The organism is Casimicrobium huifangae, from assembly GCF_009746125.1.
GTDB classification, from domain to species: Bacteria; Pseudomonadota; Gammaproteobacteria; order Burkholderiales; family Casimicrobiaceae; genus Casimicrobium; species Casimicrobium huifangae.
In genome coordinates, this window is the sequence record NZ_CP041352.1 from 412819 (window position 1) to 433222 (window position 20404).

Here is a 20404-nt window from a genome sequence, read left to right on the forward strand (position 1 = left end):
CGTTGTCTGAAAACGGACAGTCATGCGTCTGAAAAGAGACGCAGGAACGTCGCAAAACGGACATCACCGCCGGCACGAAACGCTCTAGATTCATCACTGTCGGCGCTTCGACGTGAAGCTGGCCACACCGACCAGACGTAACGCCTTAGCTGATGACGCCACTTTTCCGCCCCGAAGCCCTTGCCGCACGCCAGACGCAATGGCTCGGCAGCGTGCGGCTGTCGCAGCCGATTGGCTACAGCCTGACGGCAAGCGTTGGGCTGGCGGTTGCGGTCGGCATTGGGCTCTTCGCTGCCTTCGGCACCTACACCAAGAAAGCCACCGTACCCGGCCTGCTCGCGCCGGGATCAGGAGCGTTGCGCCTGACCGCCGCCACCGCTGGCACGCTGGTGGACCTGCGCGTGAGCGAGGGCGCACGCGTTGCGGCGGGTGATGTGCTGTTCGTCATCAGCGGCGAGCGCGTGAGTGAGCTGGGCGAAACGCAGGCGCTGATCGCCCGTGAGCTGAAGCGCCGGGCGGAATTGTCCGGACGTGACGTACTGCTCTCCAAAGCGCGCGCCGAGGAACGCATTCGAAGCCTCGGCGACCGCATTCGCGCCATTGACACCGAAATCAGCAGCTTCAGCCGCGACGCAGAGCTCTACGCCGCCCGAGAACGCATTGCCCGTGACGGCTTGACCCGCTTCGAGCAACTGGCGAACACCGGATTCATGTCCAGTGCGCAAACCGATGCCCAGCGCGAAACGCTGCTCGGCCTGCAGGCGCAGCAACAGGCACTAAACCGCAACAAGGCTGCGCTGGAGCGAGAACGACTCGCACTGGGTGCCCAGATCGACGAGGTTCGCCAGCAGCAGCAAAGTGAAGCAAGCGAACTGGCCAAGGCAGCAGCCTTGCTGGCGCAGGAAACCACCGAGAACCAGGCGCGTACGCGGCTCGTGGTGACGGCGCCGACTCACGGCACGGTGACTGGCCTTGCCGTCCAGAGCGGGCAGGTGCTCCCGGCGGGTGGCCTGCTGGCGACGCTGATTCCGCACGAAGCCGTCACAGCAAAGGGAAACAAGGACGCACCCGCAAGCGGTGAACCACTACCGCTGGAGGCGCAGTTCTTTGCCACCACGCGGCAGGCGGGGTTTGTGGAGAAGGGGCAAACGGTACTGATCCGCTACGCCGCCTACCCATACCAAAAGTTTGGCATGGGCGAAGGCGAAGTGACCGAAGTCAGCAAGAGCCCGTACGCCGTTCAGGAACTGCCCACCCACGTGGCCGCCACCATGCAGGCGCTCGCGCAAGCGGGTGACCCGGTGTATCGCGTCACCGTCAGGCTGAAGGATCAGCGCATCAATGCCTATGGCACTCAACACGCGCTCAAGCCCGGCATGCTGGCCGAGGCCGACATCGTGCAGGACACCCGAAAGCTGTGGGAGTGGGCGCTGGAGCCGCTCTTTAGTGTCAGCGGGAAGGTGTTGGCGCACCGAGACGAATCGAGCAACAACATCTCCAGTCACGCATTGAACGAATCAACACGCAAAGGAAGCATCTGATGAATCTACTCTCCCCTGAACACACGCTGCTGGTTACAGGTGGTGTCGGTCGCGCATCAAACATCCCTGACAAGGGTCGATTGGCCATCCACTCCACGGTACAGGAGACGCTGTCGTCCGAATCGTGCGCGGCCGACGATCTGGGACGGTCCCTACCTGCTGCCCTGGTCATTGTCGCTGCCGACGAAGCCTCCTCAGGGCTGATTCATACCCAACGCTTCGTCCGCTTCGATGCCAATCGGTTGGCCCCGGGGGAACCGGATGTCGATGATTTCAATGGCTTTAATGATCAAGGTTTGAGCGTCTGAAAAAGGTTAGATGCTCAACCATGAACGAGGCGCCACGCTCGTCTTCAGTGGTATTTGCAGGACACTTTGACATGAGAGTACTCACGATTCAAGAACGCGTAATCGCTGGCGGTGGCGAGACAATCGTCGACGTCGACGAAAATGGCCATACTTACATCGGGCCGGACACGGTCACGACGACCTTCTATCCAGATGGATGCTATGTAAATGGTGACACGCCGAACACGGCTGTATGCACAGGAACAGATGGTTCCGTTACGATAACGAATATCGGCGTACTTGGAGGTGATTCCTCCACAACTACAAATTCATGGACTGGCACCGGCGTGGATTTGAGCAATCCAAGCTCTCCGGGGCTGGATCTCTCTCGGCCAGGTGGTATCGGTTTGCGTTTATGACTTGCTGGGTGAGACCTCGACTGGACTAGCTTTGCACGCTCAATCGAGGGATGCCGCACAAATATGCATTCGCGCGCTACTTGTTGCCAGTGCTGACTGAAATCGAATCGACAAGGCGGCTAGCACTGGCAAGTAGCGCTATGTGCGTTTGCGAGCTTGTGCCTTGTCCGCCGAGTCGCCTTTCGATTTCGATTTAGCCGTAGCCTAGCTCATTGGCGAAATATGTAGTCGTTGGTTTCGAAATGGAAATTATGCACAGGATTTGTCCGCTTGCTGCAGCGTCAATTTTGTCTTTCCTGTCGTTTACGCAAGCAAATGCCAGAGAGACAGTTACTTCAGCCGTAACGAACTGCGAAGTTATTGATTACAACGCTGATGCGCAAACTATGGCTAACGTGCGGAAAAATGGTGTTGTCCTTGCATTTAACGGTCCAAGCGTCAACTTGACGGCGGTTGTCCGATGTAGCAGTACCGCAGGGCGACCAGTTCGAGTGGGTTGGGTACAGTTCGTTGACGGATGGATTCTTCGCCGCCAATATGGTCATGGCGAGATTGTTATTGACGCACCTCATGCGCCAATTTGGGACGGTTACTTAGCGCCGTACCCATGGTATGACCATGGGTACAAAACACTAGATGGCGGTGAGCGCCTTGTTGCAACCGTCTCACTTGTTGATTCGCCGGGTGGTCGTGCGCCGCTCGTCGCGTGGGCAAAAAAAAGGGACGAGGGTGCACACCAAACACCACTTCTCAAGGTACACGACGAAAATTGGTTCACGAGCGCCCTTGTTGCTCAGGATGTCACGACAAACGAACTACGCGTTCTCGGCATAACGCGCTGGCATCGCCAATTGGTTTTGGCGGTAAGCCATAGCACTAGTGAACGACCTCAGGTTGAGGTGCAGTCCGAGTGGATCAAGCTGCCTGCTGATTTGGACAAGTCGCAGTTGGCTATTGAAAGTTACAGAATTCCAGATTCACCAAAGCTGAACTTCACAAAAGCGCAATTCGCGACATGGATTTCACAGGATCCACTATATGTTTCACCGTTGCGGATGGTCGCAGCGGGAAGCGGCCGCGCACAATAATTTCCCCACTAAGACTCCCCACAATATTTCCTGTTACTTCGCAAGCGAGTTTTCAAGTGCGAGTGACCCAGTATTTCGCCGAACTTCTTGCCGTTTTGCGAGTGGTGCAAGTCATGAAGAGTGATGCATCTAATGGTCAAATCCCAACTCCAAAGCGAAGCCGCAGAATGCGGTTTGGCGTGTCTGGCGATGTTGTCCAGTGCACACGGGCTGCGCATTGATCTGGCCGAGCTACGGCAACGCTTCTCGATCTCGCTCAAAGGCGCCAATCTCGCGCAACTGATCCGTCACGCTGAAGCGCTGGGCTTTGCCACCCGGCCGCTGCGCCTTGAACTTGATGAGATGAACCAGTTGCAACTGCCCTGCATGTTGCACTGGGATTTGAACCATTTTGTCGTGCTGACCAAAGTCTCCACATCGGGTGGCGGCAAGATCACTATTCTCGACCCCGCCGTTGGCAAGCGTGTGCTGCCGATGAATGAGGTCAGCAAGCACTTCACGGGTGTCGCGCTGGAATTGACGCCCACGCCGGAGTTCAAACCAGCGGACCTGCGCCGCAAGGTGCGCCTGCGTGATTTGGTCGGCAAAATCTTCGGACTCAAGCGCGCCCTTATCAACATCCTCCTGCTCGCGGTCGGGCTGGAGGCGGTGGCGCTGGTCTCACCACTGGTGACGCAATGGGTGGTGGATGGCGCGCTGGTGAGCGGCGACCGGGATTTGCTGCTGCTCACGGTGCTTGGCGGTGGCCTGCTGATGATTGTGCAGTTCCTGCTCTCGATGGCGCGGGGCTGGATATCGCTGCGCATGAACCAGCAGCTCTCGATCCAGTTTACGGCTAATCTCTTCGCCCATCTCCTGCGGCTGCCACTCGCCTTCTTCGAGAAGCGGCACGTGGGCGACATCACTTCACGCTTTGGTTCGCTGGCCGCCATTCGCGGCGTGCTGACCCAGAGTAGCGTCTCGGCGGCACTGGATGGCGTGATGGCGATCGTCACGCTGGCGATGATGCTGCTCTACAGCCCCAAGCTCTCGGTGGTCGTGCTGGTGGCGCTCGGGCTCTATCTGTTGCTGCGCTGGGCGAGCTTCGCGGCGTTTCGCGCCGCCAATGAGGAGCGCATTGTCCTCTCCGCCAGGGAGCAGAGCTACTTCCTCGAAACTATCCGTGCCGTTCAACCCCTGAAGCTCTTCAACCGCACGCCGGAACGGCTGGCGCGCTGGCAGAACCTGATGGTGGATGTGCAGAACCGTGACCTCACCACCCAGAAGATGGACTTGTGGTTCAGCTCGGCCAATACATTGATCTTTGGTGTTGAGGGCATGCTGATTCTCTATCTGGGCGGTACCGCCGTGCTGGAGCGCAGCATGACGCTGGGCATGCTGCTCGCCTTCATGGCCTACAAGGGGCAGTTCGCCGGACGGGCATCATCGCTGATCAATCTGGTGATGCAGGTAAAAATGCTCGGGTTGCACGCCGAGCGACTGGCCGATATTGCACTGGAGGCACCGGAGGACGACCGGACGAGGGAGACCGATACCAGCCGGCTGCTGCCCAAGGTAGAAGTGCGTAACGTGAGCTTTCGCTACGCCGAGGGCGAGCCCTGGGTACTGCGCGACTGCACATTGACCATTGAACCGGGCGAGCATGTGGCGATCTGTGGCCCAAGTGGTTGCGGCAAGAGCACACTGCTGAAACTGATGCTTGGACTGCTGAAGCCGGATGAGGGAGACATTCGCATCGGCGGAGTCAGCCTAAAGCAACTGGGGCCGTCACAGTATCGCGCGCTGATCGGCACGGTGATGCAGAACGACGCCTTGATGGCGGGCTCATTGGCTGAGAACATTGCCTGCTTCGACCCGGTGCTGGATCAGGCGCGTGTCGAGGCGGTGGCCGCGCTGGCGCAAATCCACGAGGAAATCGTCGCCATGCCGATGGGCTATCAGACACTGGTGGGTGATATGGGCAGTACTCTCTCTGGCGGGCAACGGCAACGCATCCTGCTGGCGCGAGCGCTTTACAAGCAGCCCATGATTCTGGCGCTGGATGAGGCGACAAGCAGCCTGGACGCAGACAATGAGCGGCATGTCAATCAGGCCGTGAAGACACTGCCGTTGACCCGCATCACCATCGCCCACCGGCAGGAGACCATCAACGCCGCGCAACGGGTGATTGTGCTCGGGCGCGGGCAGGTGGAGCGGGAGATGCGGGCGGCCTAAAGACTCTGGGTTGCCGCGTTTGTAGCGACGTCGCACGAATTGGTGTGACCGGCATCGGCATAATCGCTTGATGCCGTTTGAGGAACCGAACATTCCGCGTAGTCCGCCCGTCGTCGTGCTCGTCGGCCCCACCGCGTCGGGCAAGAGCGCGGCGGCGCTGGCGCTGGCGCGGCAATTTGGCGGCGAAATCGTCAGCATCGACTCGGCACTGGTCTACCGCGACATGAATATCGGTACTGCCAAACCAACCGCTGCCGAGCGTGCCGAGGTGCCGCATCATCTGATTGATCTGATCGCGCCGACTGAGTCTTATTCCGTGGCACGGTTTGCGTCCGATTGCCGGGCCGCCATCGACAGCGTTCATGCTCGTGGCCATCTGCCTCTGCTGGTGGGCGGCACCATGATGTACGCCAACGTGCTGGTACATGGCATGAGCGATCTGCCGCCCACCGACGCGGTGGTGCGGGCGCAAGTGCAGGCGCGGTGCGCGGCGGAAGGCATCGCGGCACTGCATGCGGAGCTGGCACGGGTTGATCCGGTCACGGCCGCGCGGCTGCCGGCGACTGATACCCAGCGCATCGAACGTGCGCTGGAAGTCTGGCTGCTCACCGGCAAGCCCCTGTCCAGCTTGCAGGGGCAGCGGCGCTCAGTGCTCGCCGATCTCGACCTCTTCATCATCCGCTGGTTGCCGCAGACCCGTGCCTGGCTGCATCTGCGCTGCGAGGAGCGGCTGAACACCATGTTTGCACAGGGCTTCGTCGCCGAAGTGGAAAGCCTGCGCAGCCACTATCCCCTGCATCCCGATTTGCCGGCCATGCGTTGCGTCGGCTACCGGCAGGTGCTTGACGTGCTTGAACAGCGCTCGCCACGCGAGCAGATGTTCGACCGCGCGCTGTTTGCCACCCGGCAACTGGCCAAGCGCCAGCTTACTTGGCTGCGCAGCTTCCCTGGCGTTGAGGTCGCCTGCGATGCGCCAGATGCGTTGGTGAAGGCGCAGGCGCTATTGCAAAGCTGGTTGCACCGGTCAGGCATGGCAGGCCAGGCATGACCGGCGGCGATCTGCTGAGCTTTCCTGAACGCTCGCTGCGCGTCGCGCTGCGCCGCCTGCTGTCGCTCTGGGTGCAGGTACAGGTGTTCCCTGAACCCTTGGCAATCACCGGCGATGCGCCGGTTTGCTATGTGATGCCGCGACCGTCGGTGACCGATGCCGCGATGCTCGATGCGCTGACCCGAAAGCATCCGGTGCCCGCCTCACACGATCCGATGCCACTGCTGGCCGAACGCTACTCGGTCTTCGCCCTGCACGATGACCGAAGTCGCGACGCGGCCAGCCGGCTCACCCGACTGGTGGACGCGGTACTGGAGCAACGTAATAGCGAAGTGCGGCTGATCCCGGTGAGCATTTTCTGGGGACGGGCGCCGGAGCGCGAGGAGCGCGAAGATTCGCCGCTGCGCGGTATCCGCCTGCTGCGGCTGTGGGCGGCCGAAGGCTGGGGCGGCCGCTCGCGACTGCGCAAGCTGCTGTCGATCATCTTTTACCGCCGCGCGGTGGTGGCCAAGTTCGGGGCGCCCATCTCGTTGCACGAGGTGATTCACGTTGCCCAGGTGGAGGGTCTTGATCGCGAACGCATTCTCCGTCGCGTGGCACGGCTGCTGCGCACCGAGTTTCGCAATGAACGTGAGGCCGCCATTGGTCCTGATCTCTCGCACCGGCGCACGCTGATCGGTGCCATGATGCGCGAGCCACGCGTGCAGGCTGCCATCGCGCAGGAGGCGATCGAAAAGAAACTGCCGGTGCCCAGGGTCGAGCGCCGCGCCGAGGCCATCGGCCGCGAAATCGCCGCTGACTATTCGTATCTGGTGGTACGCCTCGGTGAGCAGTTGCTCGGTCGTTTGTGGAACCGTATCTACGACGGCGTCGCGGTGCGCGGCGCTGATCGCCTGCAGGCGCTGGCGAAGGACAACACGCTGGTTTACGTGCCCTGTCATCGCAGCCACATCGACTATCTGCTGCTCTCTTACGTTGTGTATCGCGTGGGGCTGACGGTGCCGCATATCGCAGCGGGTGCCAATCTAAACCTGCCCCTCGTGGGTGGCATCCTGCGTCGTGGCGGCGCTTTCTTCCTGCGCCGCTCGATCAAGGGCGACGAACTCTACGGTGAAGTCTTTGCCGCGTACGTGCACGAGGTGCTCCGGCGCGGCTTCCCGATGGAGTATTTCGTCGAGGGCGGCCGCTCGCGCACCGGCCGCATGTTGCCGCCCAAGGCTGGCCTGATCTCGATGACGGTGCAGAGCTACCTGCGCGAACACTCGCGGCCATTGCTGTTTGTGCCGGTCTACATCGGCTACGAGAAGCTGATCGAGGGTGGCAGCTACACGCAGGAGCTGGCCGGCGCCGCCAAGCGCAAGGAGTCGGTGTGGGGCTTGCTCGGTGCCATCCGCGACCTCCGCCACGAGCACTACGGCGAGGTCGGCGTCAGCTTCGCGCGGCCCATTGCCTTGGGCGAGCTGCTCGACGCCGAGGGCGTGCGCGACATGGACAACTGGCTTGCCGACAAGAACCTGCGTCGCCGGACGCTGACCGAACTGTCGCGGCAGATTGCCGAGCGAATCAACGGTGCGGTGCATCTGAACCCGGTTGCGGTGGTGGCCACGGCTCTGCTGGCAACGCCCAAGCACGCGGCCGACGCTGCCCAGCTCGCCGATATCGTCGAGCGGCTGCTACGGCTGGCCGCGCAGGCGCGCACTGCACCGGAGGCCGTCGCCACTACGGTAAGCGGCGTCGAAGCCATCACTCACACGGCGCGGCTGGGTTACCTGCAGCGGCAAAGCCATGCGCTCGGCGACGTGGTGATGGCCAGCGACGACGCGGCCGTTGCGCTCACCTACTTCCGCAACAACGTGCTGCACTGTTTTGCGCTGCCGGGGCTGATTGCCTGCCTCATTGTGCAGCATGGCGTGATCGGCAAGACCAAGCTGGCGCGGCTTGCGCGAGAACTTTATGTGCTGCTCGAATCCGAGTTGTATCTGCCGCCCTGGCGGGCCGAGACTGTTGCGGCAACGCATGACGATGTTGAACCGGTAGCGACCGCCGCCGAGCGCCCCGATGCGACACTGTTCCCGCCGTTTGAACGCACGCTCGCCACGATGGCCAGTGATGGCTGGGTAAGCATGGAAGCCGACGCCGCTGTGGTCAGCGCCTCGCCTGCCGGCACCGACGCCGCGATGCATCTCGAACTGCTCGCTGCCACCATCCGCCCGGCGCTGACCCGCCACGCGCTGATGCTGGCGCTCGCCGGGCGCGCCCCCAGCGGCGAGCAAAGCCGCGAAGCCGTGGAAGCGCTGTGCCAGCAGGCAGCGCAGCATCTGGCCATGACCCATGTATTCAACGCGCCGGAGTTTTCGGATCGCAGCCAGTTCCGCTCCGCGTTCGATGCCCTGTTGCGCGTCGGTCTGCTGCAGGTCGACTCGGCGGATTCCGTGCATTACGGGCCTGAACTCAAGGCTCGCGCGGATGAGGCGGCTTTCCTGTTACCGCCGGACACCCGTGCTGCCGTGTTGCGCGCAGCGCAACGGCGGCCGGGGCAAATTGCTGCAACCGCATAAAATCAGGGTTCGCGCATCGGGCGCGGCAAGATTTCCGGTTTCGTTTCAGGGTTCTCATGGCTGGCCGCACGCTTTACGACAAACTTTTTGACGCACACGTCGTCCGTACCGAAAGCGACGGCACGGCGCTGCTCTACATCGACCGCCATCTGGTGCACGAAGTCACCAGCCCGCAGGCGTTCGAGGGGCTGAAGCTGGCCGGCCGCCAGCCGTGGCGCAAGGCCAGCATGATTGCGGTGCCCGACCACAACACACCGACCACGCCGGGGTTCAAGACGATTCTCGATCCGGTGTCGCGCACCCAGGTGGACACGCTTGACGCCAACGCCCGCGAGCAGGGCCTCGTCTACTTCCCGGTGGGCGACGTCCGTCGCGGCATCGTGCATGTGATCGGCCCGGAGCAGGGCGCCACCTTGCCCGGCATGACGGTTGTCTGCGGCGATTCGCACACCTCCACGCACGGTGCCTTCGCGGCGCTCGCGTTCGGCATCGGTACCAGCGAAGTCGAGCATGTGATGGCAACGCAATGCCTGCCGCAGAAGCGCTCGAAATCGCTGCTGGTGCGCTGCGACGGCCGCCTGCCGACGGGCGTGACCGCGAAGGATCTGGTGCTCGCCGTCATTGGCAAGATTGGTACCGCTGGCGGCACCGGCTACGCCATGGAGTTCGGCGGCGAGGCGGTGCGCTCGTTGTCGATGGAAGGCCGCATGACCTTGTGCAACATGGCGATTGAGGCCGGCGCCCGCGCCGGCATGGTGGCCTACGACGAAGTGACCGAAACCTACGTGAAGGGCCGTCCTTTCGCGCCGAAAACCAGCGAACAATGGGAAGCCGCGACCAAATACTGGCGCACGCTCAAGAGCGATGATGATGCGGCGTTCGACCGCACGGCGGTGCTTGATGCCAGCTCGCTGATCCCTTACGTCACCTGGGGCACCTCGCCCGAGATGGTGATCACGGTGGACGACCGCGTACCCGATCCGGATAGCGAAAAGGACGCCGTCAAGCGTGAAGGCATCGCCCGCGCGCTTGCCTACATGGGCCTGACGCCGAACACACCGGTCAACGAAATCAAGATCGACAAGGTGTTCATTGGTTCCTGCACCAATTCGCGCATCGAGGATTTGCGCGCTGCGGCGGCCGTGGTCAAGGGCCGTCGCCGTGCCGACAACGTGAAGCTGGCGTTGGTGGTGCCGGGCTCCGGCCTGGTGAAGGCGCAGGCCGAACAGGAAGGCCTCGACAAGATTTTCCTCGCCGCCGGTTTCGAATGGCGCGAGCCGGGCTGCTCAATGTGTCTCGCGATGAACGACGACCGGCTGGAGCCGGGCGAGCGCTGCGCCTCTACCTCGAACCGCAATTTCGAAGGCCGTCAGGGCGCTGGTGGCCGCACCCATCTGGTGAGCCCGGCGATGGCGGCAGCGGCGGGCATCGCCGGTCACTTCGTTGATGTTCGCCGCCTCGGCTAGCGCAGCGACAGTTTTTGTTCCTTACGTTCCCATCACCTTCCAGTAACAAGGAGTCAATCATGAAACGTATCCTCGGTGTTGTCGCGCTGGTTCTGTTCGCAACCTCGCTCGTTGCTTGCAACACGGTTCAGGGTGTCGGCAAGGATGTGCAGAAGGCGGGCGAAAAGCTCGAAGACGCGGCCAAGAAGAAATAGTCACTCAAGCGCTGCGCGGCCGCATGTCTGCGGCTTGCAGCGTCATCGGCGCGCGCGGCGACGTGTGCGCCACCGGAGCATGTTATGGATAAGTTCACCGTTCACACCGGTCTCGTCGCGCCAATGGATCGCGCCAATGTCGACACCGATGCGATCATCCCGAAGCAGTTCCTGAAGTCGATCAAGCGCACCGGCTACGGGCCGAACTGCTTTGACGAATGGCGCTATCTTGATGTTGGCCAGCCGGGCATGGACAACAGCAAGCGCCCGCTCAACCCGCAATTCGTGCTCAATGAGCAGCGTTTTCAGGGCGCCTCGATCCTGCTGGCGCGGCAAAACTTCGGCTGCGGCTCGTCGCGCGAACATGCGCCGTGGGCATTGCAGCAGAACGGCTATCGCGTTGTGATCGCACCGTCGTTCGGCGACATCTTCTACAACAACTCGCTCAACAATGGCCTGCTGGTGATCCGCTTGCCGGACGCGCAGGTTGATCGCCTGTTTCACGACTGCGCCGCGTTCCCCGGCTTCCAGTTGACGGTCGATCTCGACCAGCAGGTAGTGCGCGCCACCGATGGCAGCTTTGCGTTTGCCTTCGACATCGATGCCTCGCGCCGCGAGCGTCTGCTCAACGGCTGGGACGACATCAGCCTCACGCTCAAGAACAGCGACGCTATCCGCGCGTTCGAGGCGAAGCACTACGCGGCGCAGCCGTGGCTGGCGTAGCGCGGGACTTCCTGCCATCGTTGAAGCACTGACTTGCCAACAGCTCCGCTCGTAAACGCCCATTTCATGTGGGCTTTATGCGGAAAATTCGGACAAGTCGATAACCGGCCATTTATGGCTTTAAGCCCTGATTGAACGGGGCTTTCAGCAAAAAGCTGATGCGCACGGCGAGCGCGCAGATGGCTTCCAGTCCTGACGCCCGCCGCCATGTTCACTGCGCAATCACCACAACCACACCATGAAGATCCTCATCCTCCCCGGCGACGGTATTGGCCCTGAAATTGTTGGCCAGGCCGTTCGTGTGCTCGAAAAATTCAAGGCGGAAGGGGTGCCGATCGAGCTGTCGCACGGTCTGCTCGGCGGCGCGGCGCACGACGCGCATGGTCACCCGTATCCCGAGGTGACGCAGCAGCAGGCGCGCGCGGCGGACGCCATCCTGCTCGGCTGCGTCGGCGGTCCGCAGTACGACACGCTGCCGCGTGCTGTACGGCCAGAGCAGGGCCTGCTCGGCATCCGCAAGGATCTCAAGCTGTTCGCCAATCTGCGCCCGGCAATGCTCTATCCCGAGCTGGCCGCGTCGTCGTCGTTGAAGCCCGAAGTGGTGGCCGGCCTCGACATCATGATCATCCGCGAATTGACGGGTGACATCTACTTCGGCCAGCCGCGCGGTCGCCGCACCAATGCAGCGGGCGAGGACGAAGGCTTCGACACCATGCACTACGCGAAGAGCGAGGTGGAGCGCATTGCGCACGTCGGTTTCCGTACGGCGATGAAGCGCAACAAAAAGCTGTGCAGCGTCGACAAGGCCAACGTGCTCGACACCTCGATCCTGTGGCGCGAAGTGGTCACCGAGATCGGCAAGCAGTACCCGGAAGTTCAGCTCTCGCACATGTATGTCGACAACGCGGCGATGCAGCTGGTGCGCGCGCCGAAGCAGTTCGACGTGATTGTCACTGGCAACATCTTCGGCGACATCCTCTCCGACGAAGCCTCGATGCTGGCGGGCTCCATCGGCATGCTGCCTTCGGCGTCGCTCGACGCCAGCAACAAGGGGTTATACGAACCGATCCACGGCTCGGCGCCGGACATCGCCGGCCAGAACAAGGCCAACCCGATCGCCACGGTACTTTCGCTGGCGATGATGATGCGCTATTCGTTCAGCCGGGAAGATCTCGCACAACGCATTGAAACCGGCGTCCGGAAAGTGCTGGCGAGTGGCGCGCGAACCGGCGATATCGCCCTGCCGGGTGAGGCCGTCATCGGCACCAAGGCGATGGGCGACGCACTGGTTGCCGCCGTGTAGCGAAATTTCAACATTTCTGTTGCATGACGCTGACATGGCGCTCACAATGGCGCCATGCACAAGATGTGGTGTCTGGCTACCGCATCAAACACAACATATTGGGGCCAATCCCGCCATTTTTCTGTCGTAAGTGAGCGCACACTCATCCATGCCAACACTTAAAGTTGGTTCTGAGCTTGCGGCGGCAACCCCATGATGTTATTTTTCTTCTAGTTTCAGAAATCAGAGGGCGGCATGCTGCGCCAAAAACCACTCGTCGTATCACTCGTCCTGGCTGGTCTTATCGCGGCCTCAGATGTTTCCGCGCTAGGGCTCGGACGCCTCAATGTGACGACCGCGCTTGGCCAGCCGCTCGTCGCTGAAGTCGACCTCTCGGTCGCACCGGGTGACGACGTCGATTCGATTCGCGTCAATGTTGCTTCACCAGCGGTGTACCGCGCTGCCAACGTTGAGTATCAGGGCGTGCTGCAGACAGTGCGCGCGCAGGTGCTCCGGCGGCCGAATGGCACGCCGTATGTGCGCCTCGCCAGCAGCCAGTCAATCAACGATCCTTATCTGGACATCCTGCTCGAAGTGAACTCGAGCACCGGGCGCCTGGTTCGCGAATATGTGTTCCTGCTGGACCCTCCCGGGGCGGCAGCGGCACAAACCATTGAGCCGGCGCAACCCGCGCGGCCGCCGATGGCGCCATTGTCCGCCCCCACTCCGGCACCCGCTCCGACCGGGCGTCCTGCGCCCGCCTCTGCGCCTGCAACGGTTGCCCCGGTTAACGCTTCGCGCAGCAGTGACGGTGGCAGTTACACAGTGAAATCCGGCGATACGCTGTCCGGCATCGCCGGTCGCAACAGCCTGCCAGGGGTGTCGGTTGAGCAGTTGATGATCGCCATCCAGCGCGCCAATCCCGACGCCTTTTCCGGTGGCAATATCAATCGTCTCCGTGCCGGCGCCACGCTGAGCCTGCCCCCTGCGTCCGACGCGCAGGGCATCACCCAGAACAATGCGGTCAGCGAGGTGCGCGCCCAGGCGGCCAGCTGGCGCGGTTATGTTGCACGCGTCGCCGATTCCGTGCCGAACGTAGCCGCTGATCGCCCGACGGCGCGCGCCAGTGGCCGCGTGTCCGGCGCAGTTGCCGATACGGGTACAAACGCAGCCAGCGGCGACAAGCTGAAGCTGTCGCAGGGCGAGCGCGGCAAACAGGCCAATACCGAATCGAAGGTTGCTGCTACCAAGGCGCTCAAGGAAGAGCAGTCGCGTGCGGCGCAACTTGAAAAGACCAAACAGGATCTTGAAAAGGCGCTGACGCTCAAGAGCAATACGATGGCTGACGCGCAGGCGAAGGCCAAGGAGGCAGCCAAGGCGCCGCCAGCGCCGCCTCCGGCACCCGCTGTTGCGGCGAAGGTTGAGCCACCGAAAGCCGTTGCGGTGGCACCTGCCGCGCCGCCGAAGCCGGAACCGGCCAAGGTCGAACCGCCGAAACCTGCTCCGGCGCCAGCTCCCGCTCCGGTAGTTGCGCCGCCGCCCCCGCCGCCTGCACCGGCTCCGGCGCCAGTCGCGCCGCCACCGCCGCCGCCACCAACGCCGGTAGCACCACCACCTGCGCCCGTCGCAGCGCCGACGTCCGCTCCCGAGCCGGCGCCAGCCACTGCGCCTGCGCCAGTCACCCCGCCGCCGGCACCGGTGGCGCCGCCGGTCGCCAAGGCTGCACCGAAGGCACCGCCGCCCCCGCCGGCTGACGATGGCATCATGGGTTTTGTCGGTGAGAACCCGATTCCCGTGGCTGCTGCCGGCCTCGGCGTGCTTGGATTGGGCGCCTATTTCCTGTTCGGTCGCCGCCGCAAGAACGACGTGCCGACGGTCACCTCGAAGATCGCCGAGCCGGTGGTCAACACGATGAATCCGGACACCGTCTTCGGCACCTCGGGCCTCGGCGTGGTCAAGACCAATGACGTGCCAGTGCAGAGCCAGTTCAGCCGCTCTGGCATGGGCACCATCGATTCCGGTGAGGTTGATCCGGTGGCCGAAGCCGAGGTGTACATCGCCTACGGTCGCGAAGCGCAGGCCGAAGAAATCCTGCGTGAAGCCCTGCTGCGCGATTCCAGCCGTGCCGACGTGGCCACCAAGCTGGCCGAGATTTGCGCAGCGCAAGGCAAGCGAGACGCTTTCGACAAGCTCGCCAACGACATTACCGCGATGGATTCCAGTGGCGAATATCGCGCCAAGCTGGCAGATATCGCCTCAACACACTTCCCGGGCCATCCTCTGGCAGGTGGCGGTAGCAGTGCTGCCGCGCCGGTCAGCGCTCCGGTGGCCGCACCCGCGCCCTCGCCAGTGGTCGCTGCGGCCCCCGTCGTTGCTGCCACAGCCGCTGTGGCCAGCATGGCTGCGCTCGATACACCGACGGCTCCGGGCTTGCGTGCCGCAGGCCCTGACTTGGCCTCAGCGCCGAGCGCCAGCTCGCTGGACTTCGTGCTTGATGGCATGACCATCGCCAAGCCGTCCAGTTCGCCCGCACCGGCGCCGGCCCCCGCGTTTGTTGCCGCACCGGCAGCGGCACCGGTGGTGCCTGAAGTGGCGCAACCGGTCGCACTGGGCAGCGGCAAGAAGTCGCTGGAGCAGGATCTTGCCGAGCTCGAAGCATCGTTGAAGAAGGCAACGTCGTCGGGTCAGCTCCCGGAATCGGCGATGGACTTCACCGACTTCTCGACTGCGACGCCGACCAACCTCGGTACGGTCGGCCCGTCGATGCGTCCGGAAATGCTCGACCTCAGCTTTGATGCTGGCCGCCAGGGCTTCGTTGACCCGACGCCGTCGATCCTTGACGGTCAGTGGCACGATGCCTCGACCAAGCTTGACCTTGCCCGCGCCTATGAAGAGATGGGCGATCGCGAGGGTGCCCGCGAAATCCTGCGTGAAGTCATTCACGACGGTGACGAGGCGCAGCAGGCCGAAGCGAAGTCAATGCTGGCCAAACTGGGCGGCTAACCCCACCCGGCAAACCACGCACTGAGTCCCATGGAACCACCCCAGCGCGCCACTCAGCGCTGGGCGCTGGGGCTTGAGTATCGCGGCACTGCATTCTGCGGCTGGCAGCGCCAGGTCGCGCAGCCGTCGGTACAGCGGGCGCTCGAACTGGCGCTGTCACAGATCGCGCAGACCGAGACCACCGTCATCGCCGCGGGCCGCACCGATACCGGTGTGCATGCGTCACTGCAGGTCGTTCACTTCGACACCACCGCCGCGCGCGAGCCGACAGCCTGGGTGCGCGGCGGTAACCAGTTCTTGCCGGACGATGTCGCGATCCGCTGGGCGGCGCCCGTGGACGAGCAGTTCCATGCGCGCTTCGCGGCGCGCTCGCGCCGCTACGTCTATCTGCTGACCTCAGCGCCGCAGCGGCCCGGGCTGCATGCCGGCCGCGTCGGCTGGACGCACTGGCCGCTCGATCTCGCGCGCATCGAGGCAGCGCTGCCCGCGTTGTGGGGCACGCACGACTTCACGAGCTTTCGCGCCGCCGAATGCCAGGCCAAGTCGCCGGTCAAGACCATCCATTCGGCCGTCGTACAGCAGCGCGGCGCGGTGCTGCGCTTCGACTTTCATGCCGACGCCTTCCTGCATCACATGATCCGCAATATCGTCGGCGCGCTGGTCTACATCGGTAGCGGCCGCCAGCCAAGTGGCTGGCTGCGCGAACTGATCGCCCAACGCGACCGCAAGCTGGCGGCGCCGACCTTCGCGCCGGACGGACTGTATCTCGCTGGAATTGAGTACGATCGCGAGCATCAGCTACCCGAGCAATTCGTCGATCCATGTCTCTGATTCCTTTTCCAATTCAATCCGATACGTCGTTGCTCCTCCTTGCCGTGCAGCAGCACTGTCTGCGTCGTCGCGTCTAGTCTCGAATTGAATTGGAAAAGGAATGAGCTCACTCGCCTCGCAAGCACGGACCCGCATCAAGATCTGCGGGCTGCGTGAAGAAGAGCACGTCGACGCGGCCGTTGAATCGGGCGCGGACGCAATCGGCTTTGTGCTGTATCCGCCCAGCGTACGCGCGATCACGCTCGCCCATTGCGCTGCGCTTGCGCGCCGGGTGCCGGCGTTTGTGAGCACGGTCGCGCTGTTCGTGAACCCGACGCGTGACGAGGTCTCGACGGCGCTCGCGACGGCGCGCATCGACCTGCTGCAGTTTCACGGCAGCGAGCCCGAGGACTTCTGCGCGAGCTTCGGACGGCCCTATCTCAAGGCATTCGCGGTCTGCGAGGGCTTCGATTTACTACAATCGGCAGTTCAGTACGCCTCCGCATCGGCCCTCCTGCTGGACACGCCGAGCGCTGGACACGGCGGCAGTGGAAAGACCTTCGATTGGCAGCTAGTCAACACTCCAAACATCGCAAACGCGCCCGTGCCTCGGGTCGTTTTGTCTGGTGGCTTGACTGCTGCAAATGTGGCCGACGCGCTTAGCGCGGTCCGTCCCTTCGCGGTGGATGTCTCGAGCGGCGTAGAAGTCTCGCGCGGCCAGAAGTCCACCGATCTCATCAAGCAGTTTTGCCGCGCCGTACACGCGGCTGATGTCACCAGCCCTTGACGCAGATTGCCGCAGATTTCGCGCTGACTAGCGCTGATTTCCGTCGGGTTTGAATCTGTTGTCACCTGCGTGACGTCAGCGCAAATCTGCGTCAAAAGGAAGATTCATGAAACCCTACGACCTGCCCGATAGCCACGGCCACTTCGGCCCATACGGCGGCACTTTCGTTGCCGAAACCCTGATTGCCGCGCTCGAAGAGCTCAAGGCGCAGTACGCGAAATACCAGCACGACCCGGCGTTCAAGGCCGAGTTCGAGCACGAGCTGAAATACTTCGTCGGCCGTCCCAGCCCCGTTTACCACGCCAAACGCTGGAGCGACATGCTCGGCGGCGCGCAGATCTACTTCAAGCGCGAAGACCTCAATCACACTGGCGCCCACAAGATCAACAACTGCATCGGCCAGGCGCTTCTGGCGAAGCGCCTCGGCAAACCGCGGGTGATCGCCGAAACCGGCGCCGGCCAGCACGGCGTAGCGACCGCCACGATCGCCGCGCGCTATGGCCTCGAATGCGTTGTCTACATGGGCAGCGAGGACGTCAAGCGCCAGGCGCAGAACGTCTATCGCATGAAGCTGCTGGGCGCGAGCGTGGTGCCCGTCGAGAGCGGATCGAAGACGCTGAAAGACGCGCTGAACGAAGCGCTGCGCGACTGGGTGACCAACGTCGACAACACCTTCTACATCATCGGCACCGTTGCCGGTCCGCACCCGTATCCGATGATGGTGCGCGACTTCCAGTCAGTGATCGGCACCGAATGCATCGCGCAAATGCCCGAAGTCGCCGGTCGCCAGCCCGACGCGGTGATCGCCTGCGTCGGCGGAGGCTCCAACGCGATGGGCATCTTCTATCCGTACATCCCGTACGAGAAGACGCGCCTGATCGGCGTCGAGGCGGCGGGTGAGGGTATCGCCACCGGCAAGCACTCGGCGTCGCTCACGCAGGGCGTGCCCGGCGTGCTGCACGGCAATCGCACCTATCTGCTGCAGGACGAAGACGGCCAGATTATCGAGACGCATTCGGTCAGCGCGGGCCTCGACTATCCGGGCGTCGGCCCCGAGCATGCCTATCTCAAGGACAGCCACCGCGCCGAGTACGTGAGCATCACCGACGACGAAGCACTGAAGGCATTCCACGACTGTTGCCGCATCGAGGGCATCATCCCCGCCCTCGAATCGAGCCACGCGATCGCGCACGCAACGCGCATCGCGCCAACGATGGCGAAAGACCAGATCCTGCTGGTGAACCTTTCAGGTCGCGGCGACAAGGACATGCATACCGTGGCGCAACGCTCCGGACTGGAGTGGAAGTAATGAGTACCAGCAACAGCAACCGCATCGACGCAACCTTTGCTGCGCTCAAGGCAAGCAACAGAAAGGCGCTGATCCCGTTCATCACCGCCGGCGACCCCTCGCTGGATAGCACCTTGCCGACCATGCACGCACTTGCCATGGCGGGTGCGGATGTGATCGAACTGGGTGTGCCATTCTCCGACCCGATGGCCGACGGCCCGGTGATCCAGCGCTCGTCCGAACGCGCGCTGGCCAAAGGGATGTCGTTGCGCAAGGTGCTCGCGATCGTCACCGAGTTCCGCAAGACGAACAGCAAGACACCCGTGGTGCTGATGGGCTACGCCAATCCGATTGAAGCGATCGGGCAGGCGAAGTTTGTCGATGCCGCCGCTGCCGCAGGTGTTGATGGCGTGTTGGTGGTGGACTATCCACCCGAAGAAGCCGACGACTTCTCGGCGTTGCTGCAAGGCAAGGGACTGGCGCCGATCTTCCTGCTCGCGCCGACGTCCACGCCGGAACGCATCGCGCATGTCGCACGCCTCGCACGTGGCTACGTGTACTACGTGAGCTTGCGTGGCGTTACTGGCGCTGGTCATCTCGACGTTGACGAGGTGGCCGGCAAGGTAGCGGCGATCAAGGCGGCCGTGCCGGTGCCAGTCGGTGTTGGTTTCGGCATTCGTGATGGTGCCACCGCCAAACGCATCGGCGCGTTCGCTGACGCCGTGGTGATCGGTTCCGCGCTGGTACAGACGATGTTCGATGCACCGGCGGATCAGGTCGCCAACGCTGGCGGCGCGTGGCTGGGTGAAGTGCGCAAAGCAATGGATGCCTGATAGCGGGGCGAGTCTCGTGCTGAACCTGCTTCAGGACGAGACTCCGCATCGTTCACTGCCTGTCAAGCCGGTACCATCACGGCAAAGGAGAACGGCATGCGATTGAAAAACAAGGTTGCCATCGTCACCGGTGGCGCACAGGGGTTCGGGCTCGGCATCGTTGAGCGCTTCGCTGCTGAAGGCGCGAAGATCATGATCGTCGATGTGCAGGGGGACGCGGCGATTGCGGCCGCAGCCAAATGCCCGGACGCGCACGGCATGCGGGCGGACGTGTCGAAGTCGGCGGACTGGGCCGACATCGCGCAGTCAACGCTCGACGCTTTTGGCCGCATCGACATCGTGGTCAACAACGCCGGCGTGTCGCACCGTAACCAGCCGATGCTGGAAGTCGACGAGGCTGAATTCGACCGTGTTTACGCGGTCAACGTGAAGTCGATCTATCTCTCGGCGCAGCATTGCGTGCCGGTGTTTCGCCAGCAGGGCGCCGGCTGCTTCGTGCAGATCGCGTCCACGGCTGGCGTTCGCCCACGCCCCGGTCTCACGTGGTACAACGGCTCGAAGGGTGCGGTGATCCTCACCAGCAAGTCGATGGCGGTGGAGCTGGCGAAGGACAACATCCGCGTCAACTGCATCAATCCGGTGGCGGGCGAGACGCCGCTGCTGGCCACCTTCATGGGTGAGGACACGCCCGAGAAACGCGCTCTGTTCCGCGCTTCCATCCCGCTCGGTCGTCTTTCCACTCCGAAAGACATTGCCAACGCGGCGCTGTTTCTCGCCAGCGACGAGGCGGAATTCATCACGGGTGCCTGCCTTGAGGTGGATGGCGGGCGCTGCGTCTAGCGTCCCCGCTTTCCGGGGCTGAC

17 protein-coding genes are annotated in these 20404 nt (G+C 63.0%); all 17 read left to right on the forward strand.

Translation table 11 applies throughout. The annotated features are described in order from the left end of the window. The first annotated feature begins 152 nt into the window (after positions 1-152). The 17 genes from FKL89_RS01885 to FKL89_RS01965 all read left to right on the forward strand — a co-directional run bounded on the left by FKL89_RS01885 (position 153) and on the right by FKL89_RS01965 (position 20381). Positions 153-1541 (forward strand): HlyD family secretion protein, encoded by a 1389-nt coding sequence (locus FKL89_RS01885; protein WP_156861031.1) that lies wholly within the window; start codon positions 153-155, stop codon positions 1539-1541. Beyond that, positions 1541-1849: a hypothetical protein gene (locus FKL89_RS01890; protein WP_156861032.1), complete on the forward strand. Its 309-nt coding sequence runs from the start codon at positions 1541-1543 to the stop codon at positions 1847-1849. The genes FKL89_RS01885 and FKL89_RS01890 overlap by 1 nt, the downstream gene beginning before the upstream one ends. A 71-nt stretch (positions 1850-1920) precedes the next feature. Further along, positions 1921-2247, forward strand: coding sequence for a hypothetical protein (locus FKL89_RS01895; protein WP_156861033.1), 327 nt, complete (start codon positions 1921-1923; stop codon positions 2245-2247). Positions 2248-2459: 212 nt separating this feature from the next. Further along, positions 2460-3335, forward strand: a complete 876-nt coding sequence (locus FKL89_RS01900; RefSeq protein ID WP_162527358.1) for a hypothetical protein — start codon at positions 2460-2462, stop codon at positions 3333-3335. A 132-nt stretch (positions 3336-3467) separates the two neighbouring features. After that, positions 3468-5549: a peptidase domain-containing ABC transporter gene (locus FKL89_RS01905; protein WP_156861035.1), complete on the forward strand. Its 2082-nt coding sequence runs from the start codon at positions 3468-3470 to the stop codon at positions 5547-5549. Between the two features lie 70 nt (positions 5550-5619). Continuing rightward, entirely contained in the window at positions 5620-6597 is a 978-nt protein-coding gene (gene miaA, locus FKL89_RS01910; protein WP_156861036.1) for a tRNA (adenosine(37)-N6)-dimethylallyltransferase MiaA, read from the forward strand. After that, on the forward strand, positions 6594-9155 hold the full coding sequence (plsB, locus tag FKL89_RS01915) for a glycerol-3-phosphate 1-O-acyltransferase PlsB (RefSeq protein ID WP_156861037.1): 2562 nt from the start codon (positions 6594-6596) through the stop codon (positions 9153-9155). The genes miaA and plsB overlap by 4 nt, the downstream gene beginning before the upstream one ends. Before the next feature lie 56 nt (positions 9156-9211). Continuing rightward, entirely contained in the window at positions 9212-10621 is a 1410-nt protein-coding gene (leuC, locus tag FKL89_RS01920) for a 3-isopropylmalate dehydratase large subunit (protein ID WP_156861038.1), read from the forward strand. A gap of 59 nt (positions 10622-10680) precedes the next feature. Then, positions 10681-10815 carry an entericidin A/B family lipoprotein gene (locus FKL89_RS01925; protein WP_156861039.1) on the forward strand — a complete coding sequence of 45 codons (135 nt, stop codon included), beginning with the start codon at positions 10681-10683 and terminating at the stop codon, positions 10813-10815. 84 nt (positions 10816-10899) lie between these two features. Beyond that, the gene (leuD, locus tag FKL89_RS01930) at positions 10900-11538 is read left to right on the forward strand and encodes a 3-isopropylmalate dehydratase small subunit (protein ID WP_156861040.1); all 639 of its coding nucleotides are present in this window, start codon (positions 10900-10902) and stop codon (positions 11536-11538) included. Between the two features lie 238 nt (positions 11539-11776). Beyond that, positions 11777-12841: a 3-isopropylmalate dehydrogenase gene (leuB, locus tag FKL89_RS01935; RefSeq protein WP_156861041.1), complete on the forward strand. Its 1065-nt coding sequence runs from the start codon at positions 11777-11779 to the stop codon at positions 12839-12841. Between the two features lie 234 nt (positions 12842-13075). Beyond that, positions 13076-15823, forward strand: coding sequence for a FimV/HubP family polar landmark protein (locus FKL89_RS20440; RefSeq protein WP_162527359.1), 2748 nt, complete (start codon positions 13076-13078; stop codon positions 15821-15823). 30 nt (positions 15824-15853) lie between these two features. Then, positions 15854-16654 carry a tRNA pseudouridine(38-40) synthase TruA gene (gene truA, locus FKL89_RS01945; protein WP_156861043.1) on the forward strand — a complete coding sequence of 267 codons (801 nt, stop codon included), beginning with the start codon at positions 15854-15856 and terminating at the stop codon, positions 16652-16654. 100 nt (positions 16655-16754) lie between these two features. After that, positions 16755-17420: a phosphoribosylanthranilate isomerase gene (locus tag FKL89_RS01950; RefSeq protein ID WP_156861044.1), complete on the forward strand. Its 666-nt coding sequence runs from the start codon at positions 16755-16757 to the stop codon at positions 17418-17420. Positions 17421-17526: 106 nt separating this feature from the next. Next, positions 17527-18729: a tryptophan synthase subunit beta gene (gene trpB / locus FKL89_RS01955; protein WP_156861045.1), complete on the forward strand. Its 1203-nt coding sequence runs from the start codon at positions 17527-17529 to the stop codon at positions 18727-18729. Continuing rightward, a complete protein-coding gene (trpA, locus tag FKL89_RS01960; protein ID WP_156861046.1) occupies positions 18729-19541 on the forward strand; it encodes a tryptophan synthase subunit alpha in 813 nt (270 codons plus the stop codon). Before trpB ends, trpA begins: the two co-directional genes overlap by 1 nt. Before the next feature lie 96 nt (positions 19542-19637). Further along, a complete protein-coding gene (locus tag FKL89_RS01965) occupies positions 19638-20381 on the forward strand; it encodes an SDR family oxidoreductase (protein ID WP_156861047.1) in 744 nt (247 codons plus the stop codon). The last annotated feature ends 23 nt before the right edge of the window (positions 20382-20404 follow it).

Coding starts and splice junctions, on each gene's coding strand:
- leuB (WP_156861041.1), top strand. CDS start 11,777: ATGAAGATCCTCATCCTCCCCGGCGACGGTATTGGCCCTGAAATTGTT.
- truA (WP_156861043.1), top strand. CDS start 15,854: ATGGAACCACCCCAGCGCGCCACTCAGCGCTGGGCGCTGGGGCTTGAG.
- trpA (WP_156861046.1), top strand. CDS start 18,729: ATGAGTACCAGCAACAGCAACCGCATCGACGCAACCTTTGCTGCGCTC.
- leuD (WP_156861040.1), top strand. CDS start 10,900: ATGGATAAGTTCACCGTTCACACCGGTCTCGTCGCGCCAATGGATCGC.
- FKL89_RS01965 (WP_156861047.1), top strand. CDS start 19,638: ATGCGATTGAAAAACAAGGTTGCCATCGTCACCGGTGGCGCACAGGGG.
- leuC (WP_156861038.1), top strand. CDS start 9,212: ATGGCTGGCCGCACGCTTTACGACAAACTTTTTGACGCACACGTCGTC.
- plsB (WP_156861037.1), top strand. CDS start 6,594: ATGACCGGCGGCGATCTGCTGAGCTTTCCTGAACGCTCGCTGCGCGTC.
- miaA (WP_156861036.1), top strand. CDS start 5,620: ATGCCGTTTGAGGAACCGAACATTCCGCGTAGTCCGCCCGTCGTCGTG.
- FKL89_RS01890 (WP_156861032.1), top strand. CDS start 1,541: ATGAATCTACTCTCCCCTGAACACACGCTGCTGGTTACAGGTGGTGTC.
- FKL89_RS01895 (WP_156861033.1), top strand. CDS start 1,921: ATGAGAGTACTCACGATTCAAGAACGCGTAATCGCTGGCGGTGGCGAG.
- trpB (WP_156861045.1), top strand. CDS start 17,527: ATGAAACCCTACGACCTGCCCGATAGCCACGGCCACTTCGGCCCATAC.
- FKL89_RS01950 (WP_156861044.1), top strand. CDS start 16,755: ATGAGCTCACTCGCCTCGCAAGCACGGACCCGCATCAAGATCTGCGGG.
- FKL89_RS01925 (WP_156861039.1), top strand. CDS start 10,681: ATGAAACGTATCCTCGGTGTTGTCGCGCTGGTTCTGTTCGCAACCTCG.
- FKL89_RS20440 (WP_162527359.1), top strand. CDS start 13,076: ATGCTGCGCCAAAAACCACTCGTCGTATCACTCGTCCTGGCTGGTCTT.
- FKL89_RS01905 (WP_156861035.1), top strand. CDS start 3,468: ATGGTCAAATCCCAACTCCAAAGCGAAGCCGCAGAATGCGGTTTGGCG.
- FKL89_RS01885 (WP_156861031.1), top strand. CDS start 153: ATGACGCCACTTTTCCGCCCCGAAGCCCTTGCCGCACGCCAGACGCAA.